We start from the raw sequence: 23389 nt of genomic DNA on the forward strand, positions 1-23389 counted from the left end.
GGACATCCTCGGTCGGCGGACAGGACTCCCTGAGAGCGTAGCCAGTTGCCACATCCGGGTCGAAAAGGCACCCCGTTCCGCCGGTCATCCGCCCCCTGGTGGGAGCGAGGACGGGCCTGAGCGGTGCTCCGTGGATCAGCGAAGGCGACGGGTGAGGGCGGTGACGGCCAGGGCCAGGCCGGCGAGGGCGACGGAGACGGCCGGCTTGTGCGTACCGACCCAGAGGGCGGCCGAGCGGGTGCGGGCCCGGTCCGTGAAGACGCCCTCCACGCCGCGGTCCCGCTCGTCGTCGCCGGGGCGGTCCAGGTTGTCCCGCCAGGTGGCCGGGTCGACGGGCGTCCCGGTCTGCTGGCTGTCGTAGCCGTCACGGGCGAGCTTCCGGTCCAGCAGGCCGGGCGCCAGGATGTCGCCGAGCCGGGCCCGCCAGGTCGGCCCGCCCACGTTCAGCTCGCGCGGCCCGTGGTCGGCCGCCCAGATGATCGCCTTCGCGGCCACCTCGGGCGCGAAGATCGGGGGCACCGGCTGCGGATGCCGGGGCAGCCGCGTGCGCACCCAGGAGAACTGCGGGGTGTTGACCGCCGGGAGCTGCACCATCGACAGCCTCACGCCCGGGCAGTCGTGCAGCAGTTCCGCCCGCAGCGAGTCGTTGAAGCCCTGGATGGCGTGCTTGCTCGCGCAGTACGCCGACTGCAGCGGGATCCCCCGGTAGGCCAGCGCCGAGCCGACCTGCACGATCGCGCCCCGTCCGCGCGCCCGCATGTGGCGCAGCGCCGCGAGGGTGCCGTGCACGGTGCCGAGGTAGTTGACCTCGGTGACCCGGCGGAACTCCGGAGCGGGGATCTCCCAGGCCGGGGCGAGGACCGAGACCATCGCGTTGTTCACCCACACGTCGATCCCGCCGAACCGGCGCGCCACGTCGTCGGCGGCCCGCTGCACCGCGCCGGCGTCGGCCACGTCGACCCGGTAGGCGTGCACCTCGGAGGCGCCCAGTTCCCGGCAGTCCCGCTCGGCGGCGGCCAGGCCGGCCTCGCCCCTGGCGAGCAGCGCGAGCCGGGCGCCGCGCTCGGCGTACCGGCGGACTACGGCGCGTCCCACGCCGGCACTCGCCCCGGTCACCACCACGGTCTGCGTCATCCGTCCGCCTTCTGCCGCTTGGCGATGTCCGTCAGCCGGGTCAGCGTCTCCCTGTTGCGCTGGTGCAGCACGAGGTCGTTGATCTTGTTGCGTACCCAGCGCAGCGGGCCGGCGGCGAAGTCCTCGCCGATGCGCACCCGGGTCGCGCCGTCGCCGACCGGTTCGAGGGTGAAGGCCACGATCGCCTCACCCGCCGGCCAGAGCCCGGCGCGGATCACGAGCCGGCGCGGCGGCTCGCAGGCGAGCACCGTGGACGAGTCCTGGAGGGAGAGCGGCCACGGCCCCGCCTTGTGGTGCAGTTGGGTGCCCACTCGGGGCCAGGCGTCGTCCACGTCCCGGACGTGCACCGTGCCGACGACCCAGTCGCTGTAGGTCCACCCGTCGGCCAGCACCGCCCAGACCTGCTCCGGGCGAGCTTCGATCACTTTCTCCACAATCGCCACTGCGTCCCCATACCCTGGCGCGGCCCGGCCTAACAGCGCCCGCGGGTTAGCTTCTCCGGGGCGACGGGTAACGCCACCCCGGGCCGGCGTCTGGACGCCGCGGCCCGGGTGACGCGGCGGCGCGTTGAAGATGACGTTTACTCCCCTGGGCGCCGGGAACCCGCCGGCTGTGCGACAGGACCAGGTGGAGCCGGATCAGCGCAGGTCAGCCCGGGTTTGTGCCGGCGCTGACCGGGCCGCGTCCGGCCCCGTCCTGTTCGACGCGGTGCTGCTCGACCGCGACGGCACGTTGGTGGAGGACGTGCCGTACAACGGTGACCCGGAGAAGGTGCGGCCGATGCCGGGGGCGCGGGCGGCGTTGGACCGGTTGCGGGCCGCCGGCCTGAAGCTGGCGGTGGTGACGAACCAGTCGGGTCTGGCGCGGGGCTGTTTCGGCGAGGCGCAGATGCGGGCGGTGCACGCCCGGGTCGAGGAACTGCTGGGGCGGTTCGACGCGTGGTTGGTGTGCCCGCACGACGACGGTGACGGGTGTGGGTGCCGCAAGCCGGCGCCGGGGCTGGTGCACGCCGCGGCCCGGGAGTTGGGCACGGTGCCGTCGCGGTGTGTGCTGGTGGGTGACATTGGCCGGGACATGACGGCGGCGTTGGCGGCGGGGGCGGCGGGGATCCTCGTGCCCACGCCGGTGACCCGACCCCACGAGGTGGCTGCCGCCCCGCAGGTCGCGGCGGACCTGCCGGCGGCGGTGGCGGAGATCCTGCGCCGCCAGACGGCTCTCGACCCGGCCACCTACGGCCAGCCGGCCCTCGACCCGGCCAACCCCGGCCGGGCCGGCACTCGACCTTCCCGGTGGACCGGGACCGGCACCGGTCCGCCGGTCGGCCGGCGGGAGCGGGGCGGGACGGTGCTGGTGGTGCGGTCGGACTCCGCGGGGGACGTGCTGGTCACCGGCCCCGGCATCCGCGCCGTCGCCGCCACCGCCGGCCGGGTGGTGATGCTGTGCGGGCCCCGGGGGCGGGCCGCCGCGGAACTGCTGCCCGGCATCGACGAGATCGTCGAACACCCGCTGCCCTGGATCGACCCCACCCCGGAGCCGGTCGACCCGGCCGACATGGCGACATTGACGGATCGGCTGACCGCCGTCGGCGCCGACGAGGCGGTCATCTTCACCAGCTTCCACCAGTCCGCCCTGCCCCTGGCCCTGCTGCTCCGGCTGGCCGGGGTCGGCCGGATCAGCGCGATCAGCGACGACTACCCCGGCGCCCTGCTCGACGTGCGCCACCGCGTCCCGGCCGGCGTACCCGAACCCGAGCGTGCCCTCTCCCTCGCCGCCGCCGCCGGCTACACCCTCGCCCACCACGACGAACCGGCCCTGCGCCTGCGCCCGGCGCCGCAGCCCCCGCCCGAGGCCGGCGAACCGGGCTACGTGGTGCTGCACCCCGGCTCGGCGGCGCAGGCCCGGGGCTGCCCGCCGGAGCTGGCCGCCCGGATCGCCCGCACCCTGACCGGCGCCGGTTACCGGGTGGTGGTCACCGGCGGTCCCGGCGAGCGGGAGCTGACCGCCCAGGTGGCCGGCGACGACGCCGTCGACCTCGGCGGGCGGACCGGGCTCGCCGAGCTGGCCGCCACCGTCGCCCGGGCCGGCGCGGTGGTGGTGGGCAACACCGGCCCCGCCCACCTCGCCGCCGCCCACGGCGTCCCGGTGGTCAGCCTCTTCGCCCCGACCGTTTCGTTCGGACAGTGGGGGCCGTGGCGGGTGCCGACCGTACGGCTCGGCGACGCCGAGGCCCCCTGCCGGGACACCCGGGCCGCCCGGTGTCCCGTGCCCGGGCATCCCTGCCTCAGCGGCGTCGGGGCCGGGCAGGTGCTCGACGCGCTGCGGCTGCTCGGGGTGGCCCCGGCGGCCCTGCCGGCGCGCGACGGGGGCGGCGCGGGAGGCCGCGTGCAGGCGGCGGCCAGCACCGGCGGGAGCGGCCGATGAACGTCCTGCTGTGGCACGTGCACGGCTCCTGGACCACCTCGTTCGTGCACGGCAAGCACCGCTACCTCGTGCCGGTCACCCCCGACCGGGGCCCCTACGGCCTCGGCCGCGCCCGCACCTACCCCTGGCCGGACACGGCCGTCGAGGTCACCCCCGACCACCTGCGCACGGCCGACGTGGACCTCGTCATCCTCCAACGCCCCGAGGAACTCGACCTCGCCACCGAGTGGCTGGGCCGTCGCCCCGGCCAGGACATCCCCGCCGTCTACGTCGAGCACAACACCCCCAAGGACGGCGACGTCCCCCACAGCCGCCACCCCATGGCCGACCGGGACGACCTGCTCATCGCCCACGTCACCGCATTCAACGAGCTGTTCTGGGACACCGGCGCCACCCGCACCACCGTGGTCGACCACGGCATCGTCCCGCCCACCGTCGAGTACACCGGCGAGCTGGAGCGGCTGGCGGTGGTGATCAACGAGCCGGTACGCCGCTGGCGGGTCACCGGCACCGACCTGCTGCCCCGGTTCGCCGAGATCGCCCCGCTCGACGTCTTCGGGATGCGGGTCGCCGGGCTGGCCGACCACCTGGGTCTGCCGGCCGACCGGCTGGCCAGCCACGACGACGTGCCCCAGCACCGGATGCACGCCGAGCTGGGGCGGCGGCGGGCGTACCTGCACCTGTGCCGGTGGACGTCCCTCGGGCTGAGCCTGATCGAGGCGATGTCGATCGGGATGCCGGTCGTCGCGCTGGCCGCCACCGAGGCGGTGACGGCGGTGCCGCCCGGCGCCGGAGCCCTGTCCACCCGGGTCGACACGCTGCTGGACGCCGCCCGCCGGTTCGTCGAGGAGCCGGCGGAGGCGCGCCGGGCGGGGGCCGTGGCCCGCGCCGCCGCCCGGGAGCGCTACGGCCTCGACCGTTTCCTCGCCGACTGGGACCGGCTGCTGGAGGAGGAAGTATGCGCATCGCGATGATCTCGGAGCACGCCAGCCCGCTCGCCATCCTGGGCGGCGAGGACGCCGGCGGTCAGAACACGCATGTCGCCGAGCTCTCCGCCGCGCTCGCGGCCGCCGGACACGACGTGCGGGTCTACACGCGCCGCGACGCGGTGGACCTGCCCGTGACGGTACGCAGCGCCGACGGCTACGACGTCGTGCACGTCCCGGCGGGGCCGGCCGAGCCGGTCGCCAAGGACGCGCTGCTGCCGCACATGAAGGAGTTCAGCCGGTGGCTGGTCGACCGGTGGCGCGGCGGGGACTGGATGCCCGAGGTGATCCACGCGCACTTCTGGATGAGCGGCCTCGCCGCGCTGGCCGCCAGCCGGCAGACCGGGGTGCCGGTGGTGCAGACGTACCACGCCCTGGGCGTGGTGAAGCGGCGGCACCAGGGCGTGCAGGACACCAGCCCCGCCCGCCGCATCGGCTACGAGCGGGAGCTGGGCCGCTCGGTCGACCGGGTGATCGCGCAGTGCCAGGACGAGGTGGGCGAGCTGGTCCGGATGGGCGTGCCCCGGTCCCGGATGACCGTCGTCCCGTCCGGGGTCAACCTGGGCACGTTCGCCCCGCTCGGCCCGACCGCCGACAAGGAGGACGGCCGGGCGCGGATCCTCACCGTCGGCCGGCTGGTCGAGCGGAAGGGCTTCCAGACCGTGGTCCGGGCGATGGCGTACGTCCCCGGGGCCGAGTGCGTGGTGGTCGGCGGTCCGCCCGCCGGCCTGCTGGAGACCGACCCGTACGCCCGCCGGCTGCGCGCCCTCGCCGGCACCTGCGGGGTGGCCGACCGGGTGAAGCTGGTCGGCGCGGTGCCGAGGGAGGAGATGGGGCGCTGGTACCGCTCGGCGGACGTCCTGGTGGCCGCCCCCTGGTACGAGCCGTTCGGGCTCACCCCGCTGGAGGCGATGGCGTGCGGGGTGCCGGTGGTGGGCACCGCCGTGGGCGGCATCAAGGACACCGTGGTCGAGGGCGTCACCGGCGACCTGGTCCCGGCCCGGGACCCGCACGCGCTGGGCACCGCGATCCAGCGGCTGCTCGACGACCGGATCCGCCGTTTCGCGTACGCGGCCGCGGCGCGGGAACGGGCCCGGCGGCGGTACTCGTGGGCGGCCACCGCCGAGCGGCTGGTCGAGGTCTACGGCGACGTGGCGGCGGTGCGCCGGCCCACCCGGGTGGTGGCCTGATGGCGGCGGCCCCGACGCCGCTCGACGCGCACCTCGCGAACCTGGCCGCGGCGCTGCTGCCCTTCCGGCAGTACGAGGAGCTGCTGGCCGGGTGGGGGGAGACCCTGGCGCGTCGGCTGGTCGACGGCGGCCGGCTGCTGGTGGCCGGCAACGGCGGCAGTGCCGCCGAGGCCCAACACCTCACCGCCGAACTCGTCGGCAAACTCCGCGACGACCGCCGACCGCTGTCCGCCATCGCCCTGCACGCCGAGACCTCCGCCCTCACCGCCATCGGCAACGACTACGGCTACGACGAGGTCTTCGCCCGCCAGGTGCGCGCCCACGGGCGCGCGGACGACATCCTCCTGCTGCTGTCCACCAGCGGCACCAGCACCAACCTCCTCGCCGCAGCCCAGGCCGGCCGCGACACCGGCCTGCGCTGCTGGGCTCTCACCGGACCCGCCCCCAACCCCCTCGCCGACCTCTGCCACGACACCCTCGCCGTCCCCTCATCCGACAGCCAGGTCGTCCAGGAACTCCACCTCGTCACCAGCCACCTGCTCTGCGAGTACGTGGAGCAGGCGCTGCCGACGGCGCTCGCCGGGCCGGGGGCGCCCGTGCGGACCGGGGTCGAGGTGGTGCTCGACGGTGGGGCAGGTCAGCAGGTCGACGCGTGATGAGGAGGGAAGCGTGACGGGACCCGTGGTGGTGGTCGGCGACACCCTGCTGGACCGCGACGTCGAGGGGGTGGTGAACCGGCTCTGTCCGGACTCGCCGGTGCCGGTGCTGGACGAGACCGCCCACGTCGACCGGCCCGGCGGCGCCGGACTGGCGGCGGTCTTCGCCGCCGCTCAGGGCGCGGAGGTGGTGCTGGTGACCGCGTTGGCGGACGACGCCGGCGGGGCCCGGCTGAGTTCGCTGCTCGACGCCGCCGGGGTGCAGGTGTACGCCCTCGGCCTGGGCGGCGGCACACCGGAGAAGATCCGGCTGCGCGCCCGGGGCCGGGTGCTGCTGCGCCACGACCGGGGCGGCGCCGCCGGCACGCCGGGCGAGCCCTCCGACGCGGTGCTGCGGGTGATCGCCCGGGCCTCCGCCGTGCTGGTCAGCGACTACGGTCGGGGGGTGGCCCGGCAGCCCGCGCTGCGGGTGGCCCTCGCCGAGACCCGGGCGCCGGTGGTCTGGGACCCCCACCCGCGGGGACCGGCGGCGGTGCCGGGGGTGCACCTGGCCACCCCGAACGAGTCCGAGGTGCGGGAACTGGTCAAGTCCCCGCCCGGCGCGACCCGGCTGGCGACCGCGTCCCGGGGCGCGCAGGCGCTGCGGCAGCGTTGGCGGGCCGGCGCGGTCGCGGTGACCCTGGGCGGGGACGGCGCGCTGCTCTGCCACGCCGGCTCGACCCCGCTGGTGGTCTCCGCACCGACCACCGCCGAGGGGGACACCTGCGGGGCCGGCGACCGGTTCGCCGCCACTGCCAGCCTCGCCCTCGCGCGGGGCGCGCTGGTCTCCGAGGCGGTGCAGGAGGCGGTCGCGGAGGCGTCGGCGTACGTGGCGGGCGGGGGAGTGGCGACGGCCCTGCCGCCGGCGCGTCCGCTGCCGCCGGCGGTGTCCAGCCCCGGTGGGGAGCGGGTCGGCGTGGCCGCGGCCGCCGCCGTGGTGTCGGCGGTACGCGCGGCCGGCGGCACGGTGGTCGCCACCGGCGGCTGCTTCGATCTGCTGCACGCCGGCCACGTGGCGACGTTGCAGGCCGCCCGGCAGCTCGGCGACTGCCTGGTCGTCTGCCTCAACTCCGACGCGAGCGTGACCGGGCTGAAGGGCCCCGACCGGCCGGTGAATCCGCAGGGCGACCGGGCCCGGTTGCTCGCGGCGCTGAGCTGCGTCGACGCGGTGATGATCTTCGACGAGTCCACCCCGCGCGCGGCCCTGTCCTGGCTGCGGCCGGACGTCTGGGTCAAGGGCGGCGACTACGCCGGCGACGGCGGCGAGCCCGCCCTGCCGGAGGCGGACGTGCTGCGCCGCTGGGGCGGGCACACCGTGGTGGTGCCGTACCTGGACGGCCGCTCCACCACCGGGCTGATCGCCGCGGCCCGGTCGGCCGGCCCCGCCGCCGGTCCGGCCGACGCGCCGCCGCTCACCGACACCGTGCCGCCGGCCTGTCCGCCGCCCGGCCCCGGCCCCGGGTCCGGGGGCGCGTCGGCGCAGCGACCGAGCACGGCGGAGGGCACCCGGTGAGCGGCGCGCCGCCCGGGGCCGGGCAGACGGTGCTGGTCACCGGCGGGTCGAGTGGCCTGGGCGCCGCCGTGGTCGCGGCGGTGGCCCGGGCCGGCGGCCGGCCCGTGGTGCTGGACCGGCACGCGCCGGCGGACGGGGTGCCGTGGGTGGAGTGCGACCTGGCCGACACCCGGGCCGCCGAGGCCGCCACCCGGCAGCTCGCCGAGCGCTCCGGCGGGCTGGACGCGGTGGTCACCGCGGCGGGGGTGGACGTGCCGGGCCGGCTGGCGGACCTCCCCGGCGAGACCTGGGACCGCGTCGTGACCGTGGACCTGCTCGCCACGGCGGCCGTCGTCCGGGCCGCCCTGCCGTTCCTGGAGAGCTCCCGGGGCAGCATCGTCACGGTCGCCTCGACGTTGGGGGTGAAGGCGGTCAGCGACGCCACCGCCTACTGCGCCGCCAAGTTCGGCGTCGTCGGCTTCACCCGCGCCCTCGCGGCCGAACTCGCCGGCACCGTCAACGTCACCCTGCTCATCCCCGGCGGCATGCGCACCGCCTTCTTCGACGACCGCGACCCCCAGTACCGGCCCGGCCCCGACGCCAACCTCAACGACCCCGCCGACACCGCCGCCGCCGTCATGTTCGCCCTCACCCAGCCGCCCGGCTGCGCCGTCCGCGAGATGGTCGTCTGCGCCGAACAGGAAACCTCCTACCCGTGATCCTCGCCCTGCGCGCCCTCGGCGTCGGCGATCTCGCCACCGCCGTCCCCGCCCTGCGCGCCCTGCGCACCGCCCACCCCGACCAGGAACTCGCCCTCGCCGCGCCCGCCTGGCTGGCCCCGCTGGTCGGCCTCGTCGGCGGCGTCGACCGGCTGGTGCCCACCGACGGCCTCGGCCGCCTCGACCCCACCGTGCGAAGGCCCCACATCGCCGTCAACCTGCACGGCCGCGGCCCCGAGTCCCACCGCGTGCTCGCCGACACCCGGCCCGGCCGGCTGTTCGCCTTCGCCAACCCCGCCGCGGGCCACCACGACGGTCCCGACTGGGCCGACGACGAGCACGAGGTGCACCGCTGGTGCCGGCTGTTGCGCTGGTACGGGACGGCGGCGGACCCGGCCGACCTCGGGCTGCGCCGGCCGCCGACGGGGGACGCCCCGACCGGGGCCACCGTGCTGCACCCCGGCACCAAGGTCATGGCGAAGCGCTGGCCGGCGGAGCGGTTCGCCGCGCTCGCCCGGGAGCTGACCCGCCGGGGGCACCGGGTGGTGCTGACCGGAAGCGCCGACGAGCGGGCGCTCGCCGAGCGGGTCGCGTACGACGCGGGGCTGCCCGGCACGGCGGTGCTGGCCGGCCGGACGGGCCTGGCCGGGCTGGCGGCCGTGGTCGCGTACGCCCGGCTGGTGGTCTGCGGGGACACCGGCGCGGCGCACCTGGCCACCGGCTACGGCACCGCCTCCGTGGTGCTCTTCGGCCCGGTCCCGCCGGCACGGTGGGGGCCGCCGCCGGACCGCCCCCGGCACCGGGTGCTGTGGGCGGGCGCACGGGATTGGCCGAGGTGGGACGGGGTAGGAACGCATCCGACGTTGGCGGCCGTGGGTGTCGACGAGGTGGTGGCCGCCGTGGACGAGGCGGAACGGGCGGTGCGGGTTTCCGGTGCGGTTGCGGCGTAGCGATCCGGGCAGGCCCGGGTACGGGCGTCGCCGGCGCGGCAAGGGGTGGCTCTTCCTCGACCCGGCCGGCGAGCCGGTCCGCGACCCGGACGCGCTGGGCCGGCTGCGGGAGCTGGTGATCCCGCCGGCCTGGCGGGACGTGTGGATCTGCCCGCACCCGAACGGGCACATCCAGGCGACCGGCGTGGACGCGGCGGGACGCAAGCAGTACCTCTACCACCCGACGTGGCGGCAGAAGCGGGACGAGGCGAAGTTCGACCACGTGCTGGAGGTGGCCCGCCGGCTGCCGGTGCTGCGCGAGCGGGTCGGGCAGGACCTCTCCGGCCGGGGGCTGAACCGCGACCGGGTGCTGGCGACCGTCACCCGGCTGCTGGACATGGGCATGTTCCGGGTCGGCAGCGACCAGTACGCGGCCGGCGACGACCCGACCTTCGGGGTGTCGACCCTGCGACCGGAGCACGCCCGGTCCCGGGGCGGCTGCGTGGTGTTCGAGTTTCCCGCCAAGGGCGGCATCGAGCAGGTGCGCCGGATCGAGGACCCGGAGCTGTGCCGGGTGCTGACCAACCTGCGGCGCCGGCGGCGGGCGGCCGACCGGCTGTTCGGCTACTGGGACGGCCGGGACTGGCGCGACGTGCGCAGCGACGAGGTCAACGAGTACCTGCGCGACGCCAGCGGCGGGGAGATGACCGCGAAGGACTTCCGGACCTGGCACGCCACCGTGCTGGCCGCCACCGCGCTGGCGACGGCGGGGTCGCAGCGCTCGGTCACCGCCCGGAGGAGGGCGGTCGCGGGGGTGATGCGGAACGTCGCGGAGCTGCTCGGCAACACCCCGACCGTGGCACGTACGTCCTACGTCGACCCGCGTGTGGTCGACCTCTACCACGACGGCGTGGTGGCCCCGGTCGACGGGCGGACGCCCCGGGAGAAGGCCGAGCAGATCGTCCTGGAACTGCTGGAGGAGGCCTGACCGGCCCCGCCGTCGGTCCTGGGGGGAATGGCGACGGGGCCGGGGTCCAGGACGAGTCCGGGTGGTCACCGGGCGGCCGCCCGCCGCCTCCATGGGCGGCGGGCGCCTCGCCGCGGCCCCCGTTGACGCCCGACCCCGCTGTCGCCGTCGGCGGGGAGGGGATCGGCCGCCTCGGATGTCAGTCTGCCCCGACCGGGTTGACCGTGGATGCCGTCGAGTTGACTTTGCGTGCCGGCTCTGCCTGGCTGGCGCGCCAGGACTGCGGCGTCATGCCGTGGGCCGCCCGGAAGATCCGGCTGAAGTGTGCCTTGTCGGGAAATCCCCAGCGTGCCGCGATCGCCTGGATCGGATGGTTGCTCAGGCCCGGGTCGGCCAGGTCGTGCCGGCACCGCGCCAGTCGCAGGTCCCGGATGTACGACGCGACCGTCGACTCCTCGGCCTCGAAGAGCCGGTGCAGGCTGCGCAGCGAGATGTGGTGGGCGTCCGCCACCACCTGGGGGCTCAGCGTCGCGTCGCCCAGGTGCCGTTGGATGTAGCCCTGGACCTGGGTGACCAGCGCGCGCCGGCGTACCTCGGTGGGCACGGCGTCCTCGGCCACCAGGTGCCGACCGAGCATGGTGGACGCGAGGTCCAGCGCGACGGTGCCGAGCCGGGCGGCGTCGGCGGCATGGTACTGCTCGGGATGGTTGGCGACCTGGACGAGGAACTGCGCCAGCAGCGCGCCGATCCCCTCGGTGCCCGACATCCGGCCGCCGAGCAGGGGCGCCAGCCGGTCCGGCGGCAGCGGCAGCGCGCCGTGCGGGATGAGCGCCACCACCGACCGGGCCGCCTCCTGACCTCGGTCGTCGCCGAGGTGCCGGACGCCGTGCGGGCGCGAGGCGTGGTAGAAGGTGAACTCGTCGGGCCCCAGCATGCTGCTCCGGCCGGCCTGGCTGACCACGCCGTCGCCGTTGACGGTCAGCGCCAGCATGTAGACCTCCGGATCCGACTGGCGCACCAGCTTCGGCGTCCGGACGCAGTCCAGCGACGGGTACCGGTAGTTGACCACCTGGATCGGGCCGAGCTCGATGATCTCGGCTCGGGCGGCGAAGTCGTGCGCGTGCTCCGTCCGGATCCGCAGCGGCGTCGCCGTACGGGCCACCATGTCCAGCCACATCCCGAAGCGGTCTGCTGCCGGAACCTGCTCCGTGTCGATGGTGGTCCGCCGCAGCATCCCCGCCCCCCGTCCCTTGCTCTCCGCCCGGTGGCCATTGTGGGCGACGCGGCCGGCGGCGGCCAGGGAGGGTTTGCGTTCAGTCCGCCGTCGAGCGGCTGCTGACCAGCACCTCGACGCCGTCGAGCACCCGGTCGAGGCCGAACTGCCACTCCGCGTCGAACTCCTCGTCGTCGTCGGCGGCGACGCCGTCGGCCAGTAGCGCGCGGATTGCCGGGTACGGGCCGTGCCGGGTCAGCCGGGCGAGCTGCTGCCAGTAGCGTACGCCGGCCTCGTCCGGGCTGATCTTGGTCCGTGCCGCCGCCTCGCTGATGTCCGCCGTCAGGGTGGCCCAGTGCCGGGCGTACCCGCTGACCAGCAGGATCGTCGAGAGGCGCTCGGCGGCGCGCAGGCCGGTACCGCGCAGGGTGTCCAGCCCCTGTTCCATCCAGCGCACCTGGTTGGGGCCCATCGGCGGGCCGCCGACCGGGACGTGCCGGGTCCACGGGTGGCGTTGGATCGCTGTCGCGTTGCCCAGCGCCCAGCGGGCCAGCGCCGGCCGCCACCCCTCGTCCGCGCCGCGCGGCGGCGGCGGATCGCCGTACGCGGCGTCGGCCATCAGCTCCAGCAGGTCGCTCTTGGCGGAGACGTAACGATAGAGCGACATGGTGCCCACGCCCAGCTCGCCGGCGACGCGGCTCATCGACACCGCCGGCAGTCCCTCGGCTTCGGCCACCCGGATGCCGGCGGCCACCACCTGCTCCAGGCTGAGGCTGCGCTTGGGGCCCTTCCCAGGGCGTTCGCGCAGGCCCCAGGCGATCTCCACGCTCTCGGGCAGCTCGACGTCGGCGTCGTTCACCCTCACCTCCCGATCCGGCTTGACCGCCATCCTAGCCTCTGCGTATGGTCTACGCAGAATAGCGTACGTCATACGCGGAATGCGGAGGGTGAGGGGCGATGGGAGCAGCAGCACCTGAGGCGGTGGAGACGATCGACCTACGCAAGTCGTACGGCGGGGTTGCCGTGCTCGACGGCCTGACCATGCGGGTCGCCCGGGGCAGCGTGTACGCCCTGCTCGGCCCGAACGGGGCCGGGAAGACCACGACCGTCCGGATCCTGGCCACGCTCGCCACCCCCGACGGGGGCGTGGCCCGGGTGGACGGTCACGACGTGGTGCGCGACCGGCGCCGGGTGCGGCGGACGATCAGCCTCGCCGGCCAGCACGCGGCGCTCGACGACCAGCAGACCGGCACGGAGAACCTGCACATGATGGCCCGGCTGGCGGGGCTCTCCCCGGCCGCCGCCCGGCGACGGGCCGCCGACCTGGCGGAGCGCTTCGACCTGGTCGCCGCCGCCGGACGGCGGGTGGCGACCTACTCCGGCGGCATGCGCCGCCGCGTCGACCTCGCGGCCAGCCTGGTCGGCGAGCCGTCCGTGATCTTCCTCGACGAGCCCACCACAGGCCTCGATCCGCGCAGCCGGCAGGGGCTGTGGGAGGTGGTGGCCGAGCTGGCCGGGGCGGGGGTGACGGTGCTGCTCACCACCCAGTACCTGGAGGAGGCCGACCGGCTGGCGGACCGGATCGCGGTGCTGCACGGCGGTCGGCTCGCCGCCGAGGGCAGCGCGGGCGACCTCAAGCGCCGCTTCGGCGCCCACCGCCTGGAGCTGACGCTGCGCGACGCGCCGAGCTTCGCCGCGGCGGAGCGCCGCCTCGGCGACCGGGTCACGCACCGCGACCCGGCCCGGCTGGAGTTGGCGGTGGCGACCGACGGGGGCGCGCCGCACGTCCGGCATTTGCTCGACGAGGTGGACCCGGACCGGCAGGATCTCGCCCGGTTCACCGTCCGCGAGGCCACCCTGGACGACGTCTTCCTCACCCTCACCGGCGACCCGGTGGCGGCCGCGCGGGAGGTGGCCCGTGTCTGAGCTGACCCTGCGGCCCTCCCGCGCCGGCGAGGCGCTGGTGATGGCGGCGCGCTGCCTGCGGCTGTCCCGGCGCAACGTCGACGCGCTGCTGACCTCGCTGCTGCTGCCCGTGATCCTGATGCTGCTCTTCGTCTACCTGTTCGGCGGCGCGATCGACACCGGCACCCGGTACGTCACCTACGTCGTCCCCGGTGTGCTGCTGCTCTGCGCCGGCTTCGGGGCGGCGGGTACGGCCGTCAGCGTGACCACCGACCTGACCGAAGGGGTGATCGAGCGGTTCCGCACGATGGACGTCAGCGCCGCCGCGATCCTCGGCGGGCACGTCGTGGCCAGCGTCGTCCGCAACACCGTCTCCACCGTGCTGGTGCTCGCCGTCGCCGTCGCCATCGGCTTCCGCCCGACCGTCGCGCCGCTGCGCTGGCTGGCCGCCGTCGGGGTGCTGCTGCTCTTCCTGCTCGCCGTGTCGTGGCTCTCGGCCGCGTTCGGCCTGCTGGCCCGCACCCCGGAGGCGGCCGGCGGCTTCACCTTCCTGGTGATGTTCCTGCCCTACCCGAGCAGCGCGTTCGTGCCGGTGGAGACCATGCCGAGCTGGCTGCGCGGCTTCGCCGACCACCAGCCGGTCACCCCCGTCATCGAGACGCTGCGGGCCCTGCTGCTGGGCACCCCGACGGGTACGGCTCCGGCCCGGGCCGTGGCCTGGTGCCTCGGCATCCTGCTCGTCGCCGTGCTGGCGAGCGTGGTGTTGTTCCGCCGCCGGGTCGCCTGAGCGCCGCGCGGACCCGCCGCGCGCCGCCCAGCGGCGCGCGGACCCGGCCCGGCCGCCCCGGCGGGACGCGCGACCGCGGTCACCCGGAACGGGCGGCGGCGGCACCGGACCTCGTCCGATGCCGCCGTCGTCGACGGGTCAGTCGTTGAGCACCTGGGAGAGCCGGTCGCGGAAGCGCCGCTCCGAGTCGCTGATTACGTCCCCGCCGAGGCCGAGGATGCCGCCGCTGGACGCCGCGCCCACCACCTGCTCGGCGATGTCCACCAGCCAGTGCTTGTACGCCCCGGCCTCGCCCTCGTCCACCTTGGCCGCCAGCAGCGCCGCCGCCTCCTTGGCCCGGCCCAGCACGTCCTCCAGGTAGGCCCGCGGGTCGGACGGCGCGATGACCGGCAGCTCCTCGCCGGCCTCGGGGTCGCCCACCCGGGAGACGACCTCCCCGGCGACGGCGGCGACCAGCGGGCTGGCCGACTCCCGGCCGGCGGAGATGGTCTCCAGCCCGGCCGCGTTCTCCGCCATGGTGCGCTTGGTGCCGTCGGACTCGGCGGCGCTCGCCGCGGTCAGCACCGACTGCGGCAGGCCGACCAGCAGCCCCCATTCCTCGTCGGAGAAACCGAACCCGGTGTACGCCGGCTGCTCGATCACGGCAACGCCCCTTCCCGCACTGAATCGCTCGTCGTCCACGGCCCCGCCAGCGGTGCCCGGCTCAGGCTAGTCGAGGGTCAGCAGGCCCTGTTCGGACACCACGCTGACGGACAGCGTCTTGTACCCCACCTCGTCGAAGAGAACCGTCATCCGGCCCTCCTCGTAGCTCAGCACCAGGCCGGGGCCCCACTCCGGGTGCCGGACCTGGCTGTGCACCGGGAACGGCCCGACCGCGCCGTCGTCGGCGGTGCTGGTGCCGGCGTGGCAGTTGTCGCAGTGCCCGCAGACCCTGGTCATCTGCTCGCCGAAGTAGGCCAGCAGCGTCTGCCCCCGGCAGGCGGTGGTCTCGGCGAAGGCCCGCATCATGTCGGTACGCGACCGGGTCACGCTCTGCTGCCGCTCCGCCTCGGCCAGGGCCGCCGCGGCGGCGTCCACGGGCGTGGGGGAGTAGCGGGGCGCGCCGACGCGCTGCCTGGCCCGCGGCTCGGCCGCGCCGACCTGCTCCAGCAGGGCGAGGTACTGGCCGAGCTTGCGCGGGCCCAGGCCGGTGACCTCGCGCAGTTCCTTCTTGGTGCGCGCCTGCTTGCGCAGCAGCGCGGACAGGTCGCGCAGTTCCGTCTCGTCCGGCAGCCCGCCGCTGAAGAACCGTTGCAACCCGACGTCCTCGGCCTGCCAGAGCAGCAGCACCCGCGCCGGTGCGCCGTCCCGGCCGGCCCGCCCGATCTCCTGGAAGTAGCTGTCCGGCGAGTCGGGCAGTGCCATGTGGACCACCCACGCGATGTTGGGCTTGTCGATGCCCATCCCGAACGCCGAGGTGGCCACCATGATCGGCACCTGGTCGGCGAGGAACGCCTCGTGCAGTTCGGCGCGGGCGCCGGCCGCCATGCCGCCGTGGTAGTGCTGCGCCGGGAACCCGGCGTCGGTGAGCCGGGCCGCCAGCTCCTCGGCGGAGCGCCGGGTGGGCACGTAGATGATGCCGGGCCGGGTGTCGTCGCGCAGCAGGGCGAGCAGCCGCCGCCACCGGTAGTCCTCCGTCGGGCAGTGGGCGACCTCGAGGAACAGGTTCGGCCGGTCCAGCCCGGAGACCACCACCTCGGGCTCGCGCAGCCGGAGCCGGGCGACGATGTCGTCGCGTACGGGCGGGGAGGCGGTTGCCGTCAGCGCCACCACCGGTGGCCGGCCGATGCCCTCGACGAGGTGACCGAGCGCCAGGTAGTCCGGGCGGAAGTCGTGCCCCCACGCGGATATGCAGTGCGCCTCGTCGATCGCCACCAGCGCCGGCCTCAGCGACTTCACCTCGGCCGTCCGGTCGGGGTTGGCGAGCTGCTCCGGGGTGATGAAGAGGAACTCCGCCCGTCCGTCGCGGATCTCGGCGATCGCCTCGGCCTGTTGGGCGGGCGACTCGGCGGAACTGATCCGCACCGCGCGCAGTTCCGGCCGCTGCCGCTCGTTGAGGGCCGCGATCTGGTCCTGCTGGAGGGCGAGCAGCGGGGAGATCACCACGGTCGGGCCGGGGATCAGGCTGGCCGGGATCTGGTAGATCGCCGACTTGCCGGCGCCGGTGGGCAGCACCACCAGGGCGTCGCGGCGCTTCATCACCGCCCGCATGGCGGCCAGTTGGTGGGGCCGCAGCGCCGTCCAGCCGAAGAGGCTCTTGGCCGCGCGGCGCAGGGTCGTCGAGTGCGTGGACAGTTTCATCGAGGGCCGGAGGTACCCGCCGTGATCAGCGGCGAAACCGCCGCCCGGGGTGGCGCGGACGATCCGCCCGACGGCCGGCTCCGTTGACAGCCGGGACCCTCACCAGCCACTATGAACACTCGTTCATGAACGGCGGTTCACTACGTTCCGGAGGTGGTCGATGATCGTCAACGAGCAGCAGGCGCAGGCGTGGAACGGTTACGAGGGGCGGCACTGGGCCGCGCACCACGACCGCTACGACGCGGTGAACAGCGGGTTCAACGAGGCCCTGCTGGCGGCCGTACGCCCCGGTGACCGGGTCCTCGACGTCGGCTGCGGCAACGGCCAGCTCACCCGGCTGGCGGCCGGGCGGGCGGGCGCCGGCGAGGCGCTCGGCGTCGACCTCTCCGCCCCCATGCTGGAGCGGGCCCGGGACCGGGCCGTCGCCGAGCGGGTGGACAACGTCCGGTTCCACCGGGCCGACGCGCAGGTCCACCCGTTCCCACCAGGGGCGTTCGACGTGGCGTTGAGCCGCTTCGGGGTGATGTTCTTCGCCGACCCGGTGGCCGCCTTCGCCAACATCGGCCGCGCGCTGCGGCCCAGCGGCCGCCTCGCCTTCCTCTGCATGGACGACATCCGCCGACGTGACCTCGGCCAGGTGCTCGCCGCCCTCGCCGCCCACCTGCCCCCGCCGGACGGGGACGGGACGGGGGTGGCCGAGCCGCTGTCGCTGGCCGACCCGACGGTGGTCGACCGGGTACTCACCGCGGCCGGCTTCCTCGACGTCGACTGCGCCGCCGTCGAGGCGCCCCAGGTCTGGGGACGGGACGCCGCCGACGCCGCAGCCTTCCTGGCCGGCTGGGGGCCGATCCGCCACCAGTTCGACCGCGTGGACCAGGCGACCGTCGACCGCGCCACCGCCGCGCTGACCGAGGCGCTGCGCCGGTACGAGCAGCCCGACGCGGTACGCCTGCGCGGCACCGCCTGGCTGGTCACCGCCCGCCGCCCCGGCTGACCGGGGCGGTCGGCCGGCCTTCGACGAAGTCTCTACGATTCGGGTGATGTCACCCAGGACAGCGGCGGCCCTGCGGGGCGGCGACCGGAGTCTGCGCGATCACCTGATCGCCACGGCGGAGCGGCTGATCGCCGACCGTGGCGTGGCCGGGTTGACCGTGCGCGACATCGCCCGGGCCGCCGGCGTGGCCGACGGCGTGCTCTACAACCACTTCGCCGACAAGGAGGAGTTGCTCGCGCACGCGCTGCACGCCCACGTCCGCGCCGCCGAGGAGCGGGCGGGCGGGCCGGCGCCGGAGCCGGGTATCGGGACGGTCGGGGCGAACCTGCGCGCGCACCTCACCCGGGCCCTCGCGCTGCACGCGGCGGTCCTGCCGGCCTTCACCGGGCTGCTGCACCAGCCCCGGGTGCTCGCCCGCTTCGCGGAGCTGCCCAGTCCCGCCGCGGGCGGCTCGGTGCGCGCGGAGCTGGCCGACTACCTGCGGGCGGAGCAGCGGCTCGGCCGGGTGGCCCCGGACGCCCGGCCCGACGCCGTCGCGGCCCTGGTCGTCGGGGTCTGTCACGACCTGGTGCTCGGCCATCTGCTCGACCCGGCCGCCCCGGCCCCGGCCGAGTTGCCCGCGCGGACCGTCGACGACCTGGTCGTCACCCTGCTACGCGGCATCGCCCCGGCGCCCGACTGAGCCGGGGGACCGGGGCCGGGGCGCCTGTCCCGTCGGCGGGGAAACACCGCTCAGCGCAGGCGCGGGAACACCTCGCGCCGGTAGAGGTCGAGCAGGCCCGGCCAGTTCGGCCCCGTGTTGGCGACGTAGACCTCGTCGAAGCCGGCCTTGGCGTACTCGTCGATCTTGGCCAGGTGTGCGTCGACGTCCCGCCCGCAGACGAACGCGTCCTTCATCATCTCCGGCCGGACCAGCTTGGCGGCCTGCTCGAAGTGCCGCGGCGAGGGCAGCACCTGGGACAGTTCGCCCGGCACCCCGGCGTTCGGCCAGCGCTCGTACGCGATCCGCATCCCCTCCTCCTCGGTCTGCGCGTACGCCGCCTTGAAGCCGGCCTGGCACGGCTTGTCGCCGCCGCCCTCGCGGAACCGACGGACCAGATCGGCGTCGGGGGACGTGTTGACGAAACCGTCGCCGATCCGGGCCGCCAGGTCGACTGCCTTCGGGCCGAAGCCCGACACGTAGATCGGCGGGGGAGTGTCCGGCAGCGTGTAGATCCGGGCGTGCTCGACGGTGTAGTGCCGACCGTGGTGGTTGACGAAGCCGCCCCGCCAGAGTTCGCGGATCACCGCGACGGCCTCCTCCAGCATCTCCAGTCGGACGTCGGTCTGCGGCCAGACGTCGCCGAGGATGTGCTCGTTGAGCGCCTCGCCGCTGCCCACCCCGAGCACGAACCGGCCGGAGTGCATGACCGCGCTGGTGGCCGCCGCCTGGGCGACGATCGCCGGGTGGACGCGCACCGTCGGGCAGGTGACGGCGGTGGTGACCGGGAGTCGGCAGACCTGGCTGAGCGCGCCGATCACCGACCAGACGAAGGGGCTCTGCCCCTGCGCGTCCGTCCAGGGGTGGTAGTGGTCGGAGATCCAGAGCGCCTCGAAGCCGGCCCGCTCCGCGGCGCGCGCCTGTTCGAGTAGCTCCGCCGGCGCGTACTCCTCCGTGGACAGAAAGTAGCCGATCCTCATGCTTCCGTTACCTTTCAGTGCGTTCTGGTGAGCACACGATTGATAGTCCCGCCTTGCGGTGGGACGGTCCCGGTCTGACCGGCGGGTGCCGTGCCGGGTTGACGCTTCACAGCCACCTGCCCGCCTGGGCGGGTCTTACGGTCGGCTCCACGTCCTGCCACCGGGCCACTCCCGGCGGTGTTGAACTGCGTCGCGAGTGCGGCCAGGTTGTAGGCGGCGTTCAGGTCCCGGTCCAGGGTCAGGCCGCATGCCTTGCAGGTGTATTCGCGCTCGGACAGGGCCAGCTTGGTTTTCACCGTGCCGCAGCCTGAGCAGGTTTTCGAGGACGGATACCAGCGGTCGGCCACGATCAGCCGGCCGCTGTTCCACGTTGTCTTGTACGCGAGTTGCCTGCGGATCTCGGCGAAGCCTGCGTCGGCAATGTGCCGGGCCAGCTTGCGGTTGGCGATCATGCCGGTGACGTTGAGGTCTTCCACCACGATGGTTCCGTGCTCGCGGGTCAGCCGGGTGGTGAGTTTGTGTAGACCGTCGCGGCGTAGGTGCGTGACCCGGGCGTGCGCGCGGCCGAGCCGGGCGGCGGCGCGCTGCCATCGGTTCGACGGGCGCCGGCCGGTTCTGCGGTCCGGGCCGGTCTTGCGGGACAGCGACCGGCCGAGCCCGCGCAGGCAGCGTTGTGCGTTGCGGAGGTGTCGCGGGTTCGGGACCAGTTCGCCGGTGGACAGCACGGCGAGGTGTGTGATGCCGACGTCGACACCGACGGTCGAGGCGGGCCGGGCCGGTGTCCGCGCTGCCCGTTCGACCTCGACGGTGTAGGAGACGTACCAGCGTCCGCCGTCGCGCCGGACGGTAGCGGACATGGTCCGGGCGGTGCCGTTGTCGAGGCGGCGGGCGAGCTTGCGGGCGCACTCGTGCAGCTTCAGGCGGCCCAGCCGGGGCAGCACCACGTGCATCCGGTCCGGCTCGACCCGGATCGCGCCGGTCGTGAACCGCACGCTCGGTGTGCTGTGGCGCCGGGACTTGAATCGGGGGAACCCGACCGGCCGCCCGGCTCGTTTCCCGGTCCGGGAGTCGGCCCAGCCTTTCAACCCGCGCGCCAGGGCGTCGAGACCGGTATTAAACGCCTCTTTGGAGCACTCCTGCCACCACGGCGCGACATCGTTCTTGGCGGCGTTCCACGCCTTACGCAGCGCGGGCAACGACCACGACAACGCCGGGGTGAGTTGATCGTCCGGGATCCCGTATGAACGCTCGGCCGCCCGCTGATCCATGACCGCCTTCACCCTGGCCAGGGCCCAGTTGTGCGCGACCCGGGCGGCCCCGGCGTGCGCCAGCACGGCACGCTCCTGCGCCGGGGTGAGGTCGATGGCGTACCGGTACGCCTGGACGGTTTTCACGCCGCACCGTCCGGGCCGGTAACGGCGTCGACCGCACGACGAGCGCGGTCCGCCGCCGCCCGCCGGCCGTGCAGGCGGGCGTACAGCGACGTCAGGATCTCCGTGACGTCGCGGACCAGGTCGTCGTCGAACCCGGCCGGGTCAACGACCAGCAGCCGCCGGCCTTGCGCGGTCAGTGCGGCCTCGACGTACTCGGCGCCGAACCGGGCGAACCGGTCACGATGCTCGACCACGATCGTCGACACGTCCGGGTCACGCGACAGCGCGAGGAACTTCTTCCGATGCCCGTTCAACGCGGACCCGACCTCGGTCACCACCCGCGACACGGCGAGGTGCTGCCCGGTCGCCCACATGGCGACCCGGGCGACCTGCCGGTCCAGGTCCGCCCTCTGATCGACCGACGACACCCGGGCGTACATCACGGCCTGCCCAGCAACGGCCACCGCGCCGGTAACCGGCTCCCCAACCATGATCAGCCGACCCAGCCGATACGTGGGAACGGGCAGCGTCCCAGCCGCCTAACGCCGACGCGCGGTCGCATACGAGACACCGGTAGCCACCGCCCACTCCTTCAAATTCACGCCGTCACTCCAGCCGACCAACGAGCGCTGAAGCCAACCGACACGCCAGCAGTTAACAGCCCCGTCGCCGTGTCGTACCGGGTCCAACGAGGCAGGCGGTACCCCGGTGGCCGCCGTCGGAACCGGCCGGGCCGCGCGGGCGGGGATCAGCGCCGGAACATCGCGCGGATCGCGGCGAGCAGCAGCAGGCCGCCGACCACCAGGCCGAGCAGGCGTACGCCGGGGACGTCGGCCGGGCTCGTCGCGTCGGCCAGCAGCAGGGGATCCATCCCCGAACTGTCCCCAGCTCCGCGTCCGACGGCAACTGTAAGGTTTATTGACTATTCCTTCGGGCGATGTGACCATGGCAGCACCGCCGCCGGTGGCGGGCCGCCGGGGCGCGGAGAAGACGGGGGTACGACGACCGCATGAGCGAGCGAACCATCAGAAACCACGCGGGCGGGCCGAGGTGATGGCGTGAGCGCCGGAAGCCTGGCGGCCCTGGCCGCCGCCGTCCTGCAACCCGGCTTCGTCGGCACCACCCCGCCGCCCTGGATCTGCCGCTGGCTCGGCGAGGGGCTCGGCTCGGTGGTGCTGTTCGCCCGCAACGTGGTCGACCCGGAGCAGGTGGCCGCGCTGACCGCCACCCTGCGCGCCGAGCGCCCCGACGTCGTCGTCGCCATCGACGAGGAGGCCGGCGACGTGACCCGGATCGAGTCCGCCCGGGGCAGCTCCCGGCCCGGCAACTTCGCCCTCGGTGCGGTGGACGACCCGGCGCTGACCGAGCAGGTCGCCCGGGACCTCGGCGCCGACCTCGCCGCGCTCGGGATCACCCTGGACTACGCGCCGGACGCCGACGTCAACTCCAACCCGGCCAACCCGGTGATCGGCGTCCGTTCCTTCGGCGCGGAGCCGGCGCTGGTCGCCCGGCACACCGCCGCCTGGGTACGCGGCCTCCAGGCCGGCGGGGTCGCCGCCTGCGCCAAGCACTTCCCCGGGCACGGGGACACGCGGGTCGACTCGCACCACGCCCTGCCCCGGATCGCGGCCGACCGGGCCCGCCTCGACGCCGTCGAGCTGGCCCCGTTCCGGGCCGCCGTGGCCGCCGGCGTGCAGGCGGTGATGACCGGCCACCTGCTGGTGCCGGCGCTGGACCCGGAGCTGCCGGCCACCCTCAGCGGCCGGATCCTCGGCGGGCTGCTCCGCGACGAGCTGGGCTTCTCCGGCGTCGTGGTCACGGACGCGGTGGAGATGCGGGCCGTCGCCGGCCGGTACGGCTTCGCCGGCGCGACGGTACGTGCCCTCGCGGCCGGGGCCGACGCGATCTGCATCGGCGGCGAGCGGGCCGACGAGGAATCGGCGCGGCTGCTGCGGGACGCCATCGTCGCCGCCGTCGTCGCCGGCGACCTGCCCGAGGAACGCCTCGCCGAGGCGGCCAAGCGGGTCGGCCAGCTCGCCGCCTGGACGGTGACCGCCCGCGCCGACCGGCCGCCCCGGCCCCGCCCCTCCGTCGAGGGCTCCGCCGTCGGGCTGGCCGCCGCCCGACGGGCGCTGCGGGTCACCACCGCGCCCGCCGGCGTCGGCGCCCTGCCGCTGGCCGGCCCCGCGCACGTGGTGGAGTTCGAGCCGCCGCGCAACATCGCGATCGGCCCGGAGACGCCGTGGGGCCTGGCCGCCCCGCTGGCCGACCTGCTCGCCGGCACCACCACCGCCCGGTACGCCGAGGCCGACGTGCCCGCCGACCCGACCGCCGGTGCGGCCGACCGGTGCGTGGTGCTGGTGGTGCGCGACCTGCACCGGCACGACTGGGTGCGGGCGGCGGTGGGCCGCGCGCTGGCCGCCCGCCCGGACGCGGTCGTGGTCGAGCTGGGCGTGCCCGAGGCGGTCACCGGTGCCGTCCACGTCGCCACCCACGGCGCCACCCGGGCCGCCGCCCGCGCCGCCGCCGAGCTGCTGACCGGTCGCTGACCCGCCCGCCCTGCC

Annotated in this window: 22 protein-coding genes and 1 pseudogene; 13 read left to right on the forward strand and 10 right to left on the reverse strand. The window is 75.2% G+C overall.

From position 1 onward, the window contains the following. Window positions 1-135 precede the first annotated feature (135 nt). Window positions 136-1134, reverse strand: a complete 999-nt coding sequence (locus ACGFZ2_RS21830) for an SDR family oxidoreductase (protein ID WP_393456276.1) — start codon at window positions 1132-1134, stop codon at window positions 136-138. Continuing rightward, entirely contained in the window at window positions 1131-1559 is a 429-nt protein-coding gene (locus ACGFZ2_RS21835) for an SRPBCC family protein (protein ID WP_393456279.1), read from the reverse strand. Before ACGFZ2_RS21835 ends, ACGFZ2_RS21830 begins: the two co-directional genes overlap by 4 nt. A gap of 148 nt (window positions 1560-1707) precedes the next feature. Between ACGFZ2_RS21835 and ACGFZ2_RS21840 the strand changes: the two genes are divergently transcribed. Genes ACGFZ2_RS21840 through ACGFZ2_RS21875 form a run of 8 tightly spaced genes read left to right on the forward strand, consistent with a single transcriptional unit; the run spans window position 1708 to window position 10554 of the window. Further along, window positions 1708-3555 (forward strand): HAD-IIIA family hydrolase, encoded by a 1848-nt coding sequence (locus ACGFZ2_RS21840; protein ID WP_393456611.1) that lies wholly within the window; start codon window positions 1708-1710, stop codon window positions 3553-3555. Next, window positions 3552-4529: a glycosyltransferase gene (locus ACGFZ2_RS21845; protein WP_393269512.1), complete on the forward strand. Its 978-nt coding sequence runs from the start codon at window positions 3552-3554 to the stop codon at window positions 4527-4529. The genes ACGFZ2_RS21840 and ACGFZ2_RS21845 overlap by 4 nt, the downstream gene beginning before the upstream one ends. Then, a complete protein-coding gene (locus tag ACGFZ2_RS21850) occupies window positions 4514-5731 on the forward strand; it encodes a glycosyltransferase (RefSeq protein WP_393269515.1) in 1218 nt (405 codons plus the stop codon). Before ACGFZ2_RS21845 ends, ACGFZ2_RS21850 begins: the two co-directional genes overlap by 16 nt. Beyond that, the gene (locus tag ACGFZ2_RS21855; RefSeq protein WP_393456282.1) at window positions 5731-6387 is read left to right on the forward strand and encodes an SIS domain-containing protein; all 657 of its coding nucleotides are present in this window, start codon (window positions 5731-5733) and stop codon (window positions 6385-6387) included. The genes ACGFZ2_RS21850 and ACGFZ2_RS21855 overlap by 1 nt, the downstream gene beginning before the upstream one ends. A 13-nt stretch (window positions 6388-6400) precedes the next feature. Then, the gene (locus ACGFZ2_RS21860) at window positions 6401-7939 is read left to right on the forward strand and encodes a PfkB family carbohydrate kinase (RefSeq protein WP_393456285.1); all 1539 of its coding nucleotides are present in this window, start codon (window positions 6401-6403) and stop codon (window positions 7937-7939) included. Beyond that, a complete protein-coding gene (locus ACGFZ2_RS21865) occupies window positions 7936-8637 on the forward strand; it encodes an SDR family oxidoreductase (protein WP_393269521.1) in 702 nt (233 codons plus the stop codon). The genes ACGFZ2_RS21860 and ACGFZ2_RS21865 overlap by 4 nt, the downstream gene beginning before the upstream one ends. After that, complete coding sequence (locus ACGFZ2_RS21870) at window positions 8634-9587, forward strand: glycosyltransferase family 9 protein (protein WP_393456288.1); 954 nt, start codon at window positions 8634-8636, stop codon at window positions 9585-9587. Before ACGFZ2_RS21865 ends, ACGFZ2_RS21870 begins: the two co-directional genes overlap by 4 nt. After that, window positions 9571-10554 (forward strand): DNA topoisomerase IB, encoded by a 984-nt coding sequence (locus ACGFZ2_RS21875; protein ID WP_393456291.1) that lies wholly within the window; start codon window positions 9571-9573, stop codon window positions 10552-10554. Before ACGFZ2_RS21870 ends, ACGFZ2_RS21875 begins: the two co-directional genes overlap by 17 nt. 178 nt (window positions 10555-10732) lie before the next feature. Here the strand turns inward: ACGFZ2_RS21875 and ACGFZ2_RS21880 are convergent, their stop codons facing one another. Together ACGFZ2_RS21880 and ACGFZ2_RS21885 are read right to left on the reverse strand one after the other, a co-directional pair. Next, window positions 10733-11767: a helix-turn-helix domain-containing protein gene (locus ACGFZ2_RS21880; protein ID WP_393269528.1), complete on the reverse strand. Its 1035-nt coding sequence runs from the start codon at window positions 11765-11767 to the stop codon at window positions 10733-10735. Window positions 11768-11846: 79 nt separating this feature from the next. Next, a complete protein-coding gene (locus tag ACGFZ2_RS21885; RefSeq protein WP_393456294.1) occupies window positions 11847-12605 on the reverse strand; it encodes a TetR/AcrR family transcriptional regulator in 759 nt (252 codons plus the stop codon). Window positions 12606-12703: 98 nt separating this feature from the next. On the opposite strand from ACGFZ2_RS21885, the gene ACGFZ2_RS21890 reads away from it, so the two are divergent. Further along, entirely contained in the window at window positions 12704-13672 is a 969-nt protein-coding gene (locus ACGFZ2_RS21890) for an ATP-binding cassette domain-containing protein (protein ID WP_393456297.1), read from the forward strand. Beyond that, on the forward strand, window positions 13665-14438 hold the full coding sequence (locus ACGFZ2_RS21895) for an ABC transporter permease (RefSeq protein ID WP_393456300.1): 774 nt from the start codon (window positions 13665-13667) through the stop codon (window positions 14436-14438). The genes ACGFZ2_RS21890 and ACGFZ2_RS21895 overlap by 8 nt, the downstream gene beginning before the upstream one ends. Before the next feature lie 138 nt (window positions 14439-14576). On the opposite strand, the gene ACGFZ2_RS21900 is transcribed toward ACGFZ2_RS21895, so the two are convergent. Further along, window positions 14577-15080: a hypothetical protein gene (locus tag ACGFZ2_RS21900; RefSeq protein WP_393269539.1), complete on the reverse strand. Its 504-nt coding sequence runs from the start codon at window positions 15078-15080 to the stop codon at window positions 14577-14579. Between the two features lie 66 nt (window positions 15081-15146). Beyond that, a complete protein-coding gene (locus ACGFZ2_RS21905; protein ID WP_393456303.1) occupies window positions 15147-16778 on the reverse strand; it encodes a RecQ family ATP-dependent DNA helicase in 1632 nt (543 codons plus the stop codon). A gap of 160 nt (window positions 16779-16938) precedes the next feature. Here ACGFZ2_RS21905 and ACGFZ2_RS21910 point away from each other — a divergent pair, with 160 nt between their 5' ends. After that, window positions 16939-17772 carry a class I SAM-dependent methyltransferase gene (locus ACGFZ2_RS21910; protein ID WP_393456306.1) on the forward strand — a complete coding sequence of 278 codons (834 nt, stop codon included), beginning with the start codon at window positions 16939-16941 and terminating at the stop codon, window positions 17770-17772. Window positions 17773-17818: 46 nt separating this feature from the next. Continuing rightward, window positions 17819-18454 (forward strand): TetR/AcrR family transcriptional regulator, encoded by a 636-nt coding sequence (locus ACGFZ2_RS21915; RefSeq protein WP_393269546.1) that lies wholly within the window; start codon window positions 17819-17821, stop codon window positions 18452-18454. Window positions 18455-18504: 50 nt separating this feature from the next. Here ACGFZ2_RS21915 and ACGFZ2_RS21920 read toward each other — a convergent pair whose 3' ends face one another. The 4 genes and pseudogenes from ACGFZ2_RS21920 to ACGFZ2_RS21935 form a co-directional block, all read right to left on the reverse strand. Continuing rightward, window positions 18505-19452 (reverse strand): TIGR03557 family F420-dependent LLM class oxidoreductase, encoded by a 948-nt coding sequence (locus ACGFZ2_RS21920; protein WP_393456309.1) that lies wholly within the window; start codon window positions 19450-19452, stop codon window positions 18505-18507. A 14-nt stretch (window positions 19453-19466) separates the two neighbouring features. Beyond that, window positions 19467-20846 carry an IS607 family element RNA-guided endonuclease TnpB gene (gene tnpB / locus ACGFZ2_RS21925; RefSeq protein ID WP_393456312.1) on the reverse strand — a complete coding sequence of 460 codons (1380 nt, stop codon included), beginning with the start codon at window positions 20844-20846 and terminating at the stop codon, window positions 19467-19469. Further along, window positions 20843-21427: pseudogene (locus tag ACGFZ2_RS21930) on the reverse strand (IS607 family transposase). The gene tnpB and the pseudogene ACGFZ2_RS21930 overlap by 4 nt, the downstream one beginning before the upstream one ends. Window positions 21428-21573: 146 nt before the next feature. Further along, complete coding sequence (locus tag ACGFZ2_RS21935; RefSeq protein WP_350686202.1) at window positions 21574-21696, reverse strand: hypothetical protein; 123 nt, start codon at window positions 21694-21696, stop codon at window positions 21574-21576. Between the two features lie 187 nt (window positions 21697-21883). Between ACGFZ2_RS21935 and ACGFZ2_RS21940 the strand changes: the two genes are divergently transcribed. Further along, entirely contained in the window at window positions 21884-23374 is a 1491-nt protein-coding gene (locus tag ACGFZ2_RS21940) for a glycoside hydrolase family 3 protein (RefSeq protein ID WP_393456315.1), read from the forward strand. The last annotated feature ends 15 nt before the right edge of the window (window positions 23375-23389 follow it).

The sequence above is a fragment of the Micromonospora sp. NPDC048063 genome, assembly GCF_043202855.1.
Classification (GTDB): Bacteria; Actinomycetota; Actinomycetes; order Mycobacteriales; family Micromonosporaceae; genus Micromonospora.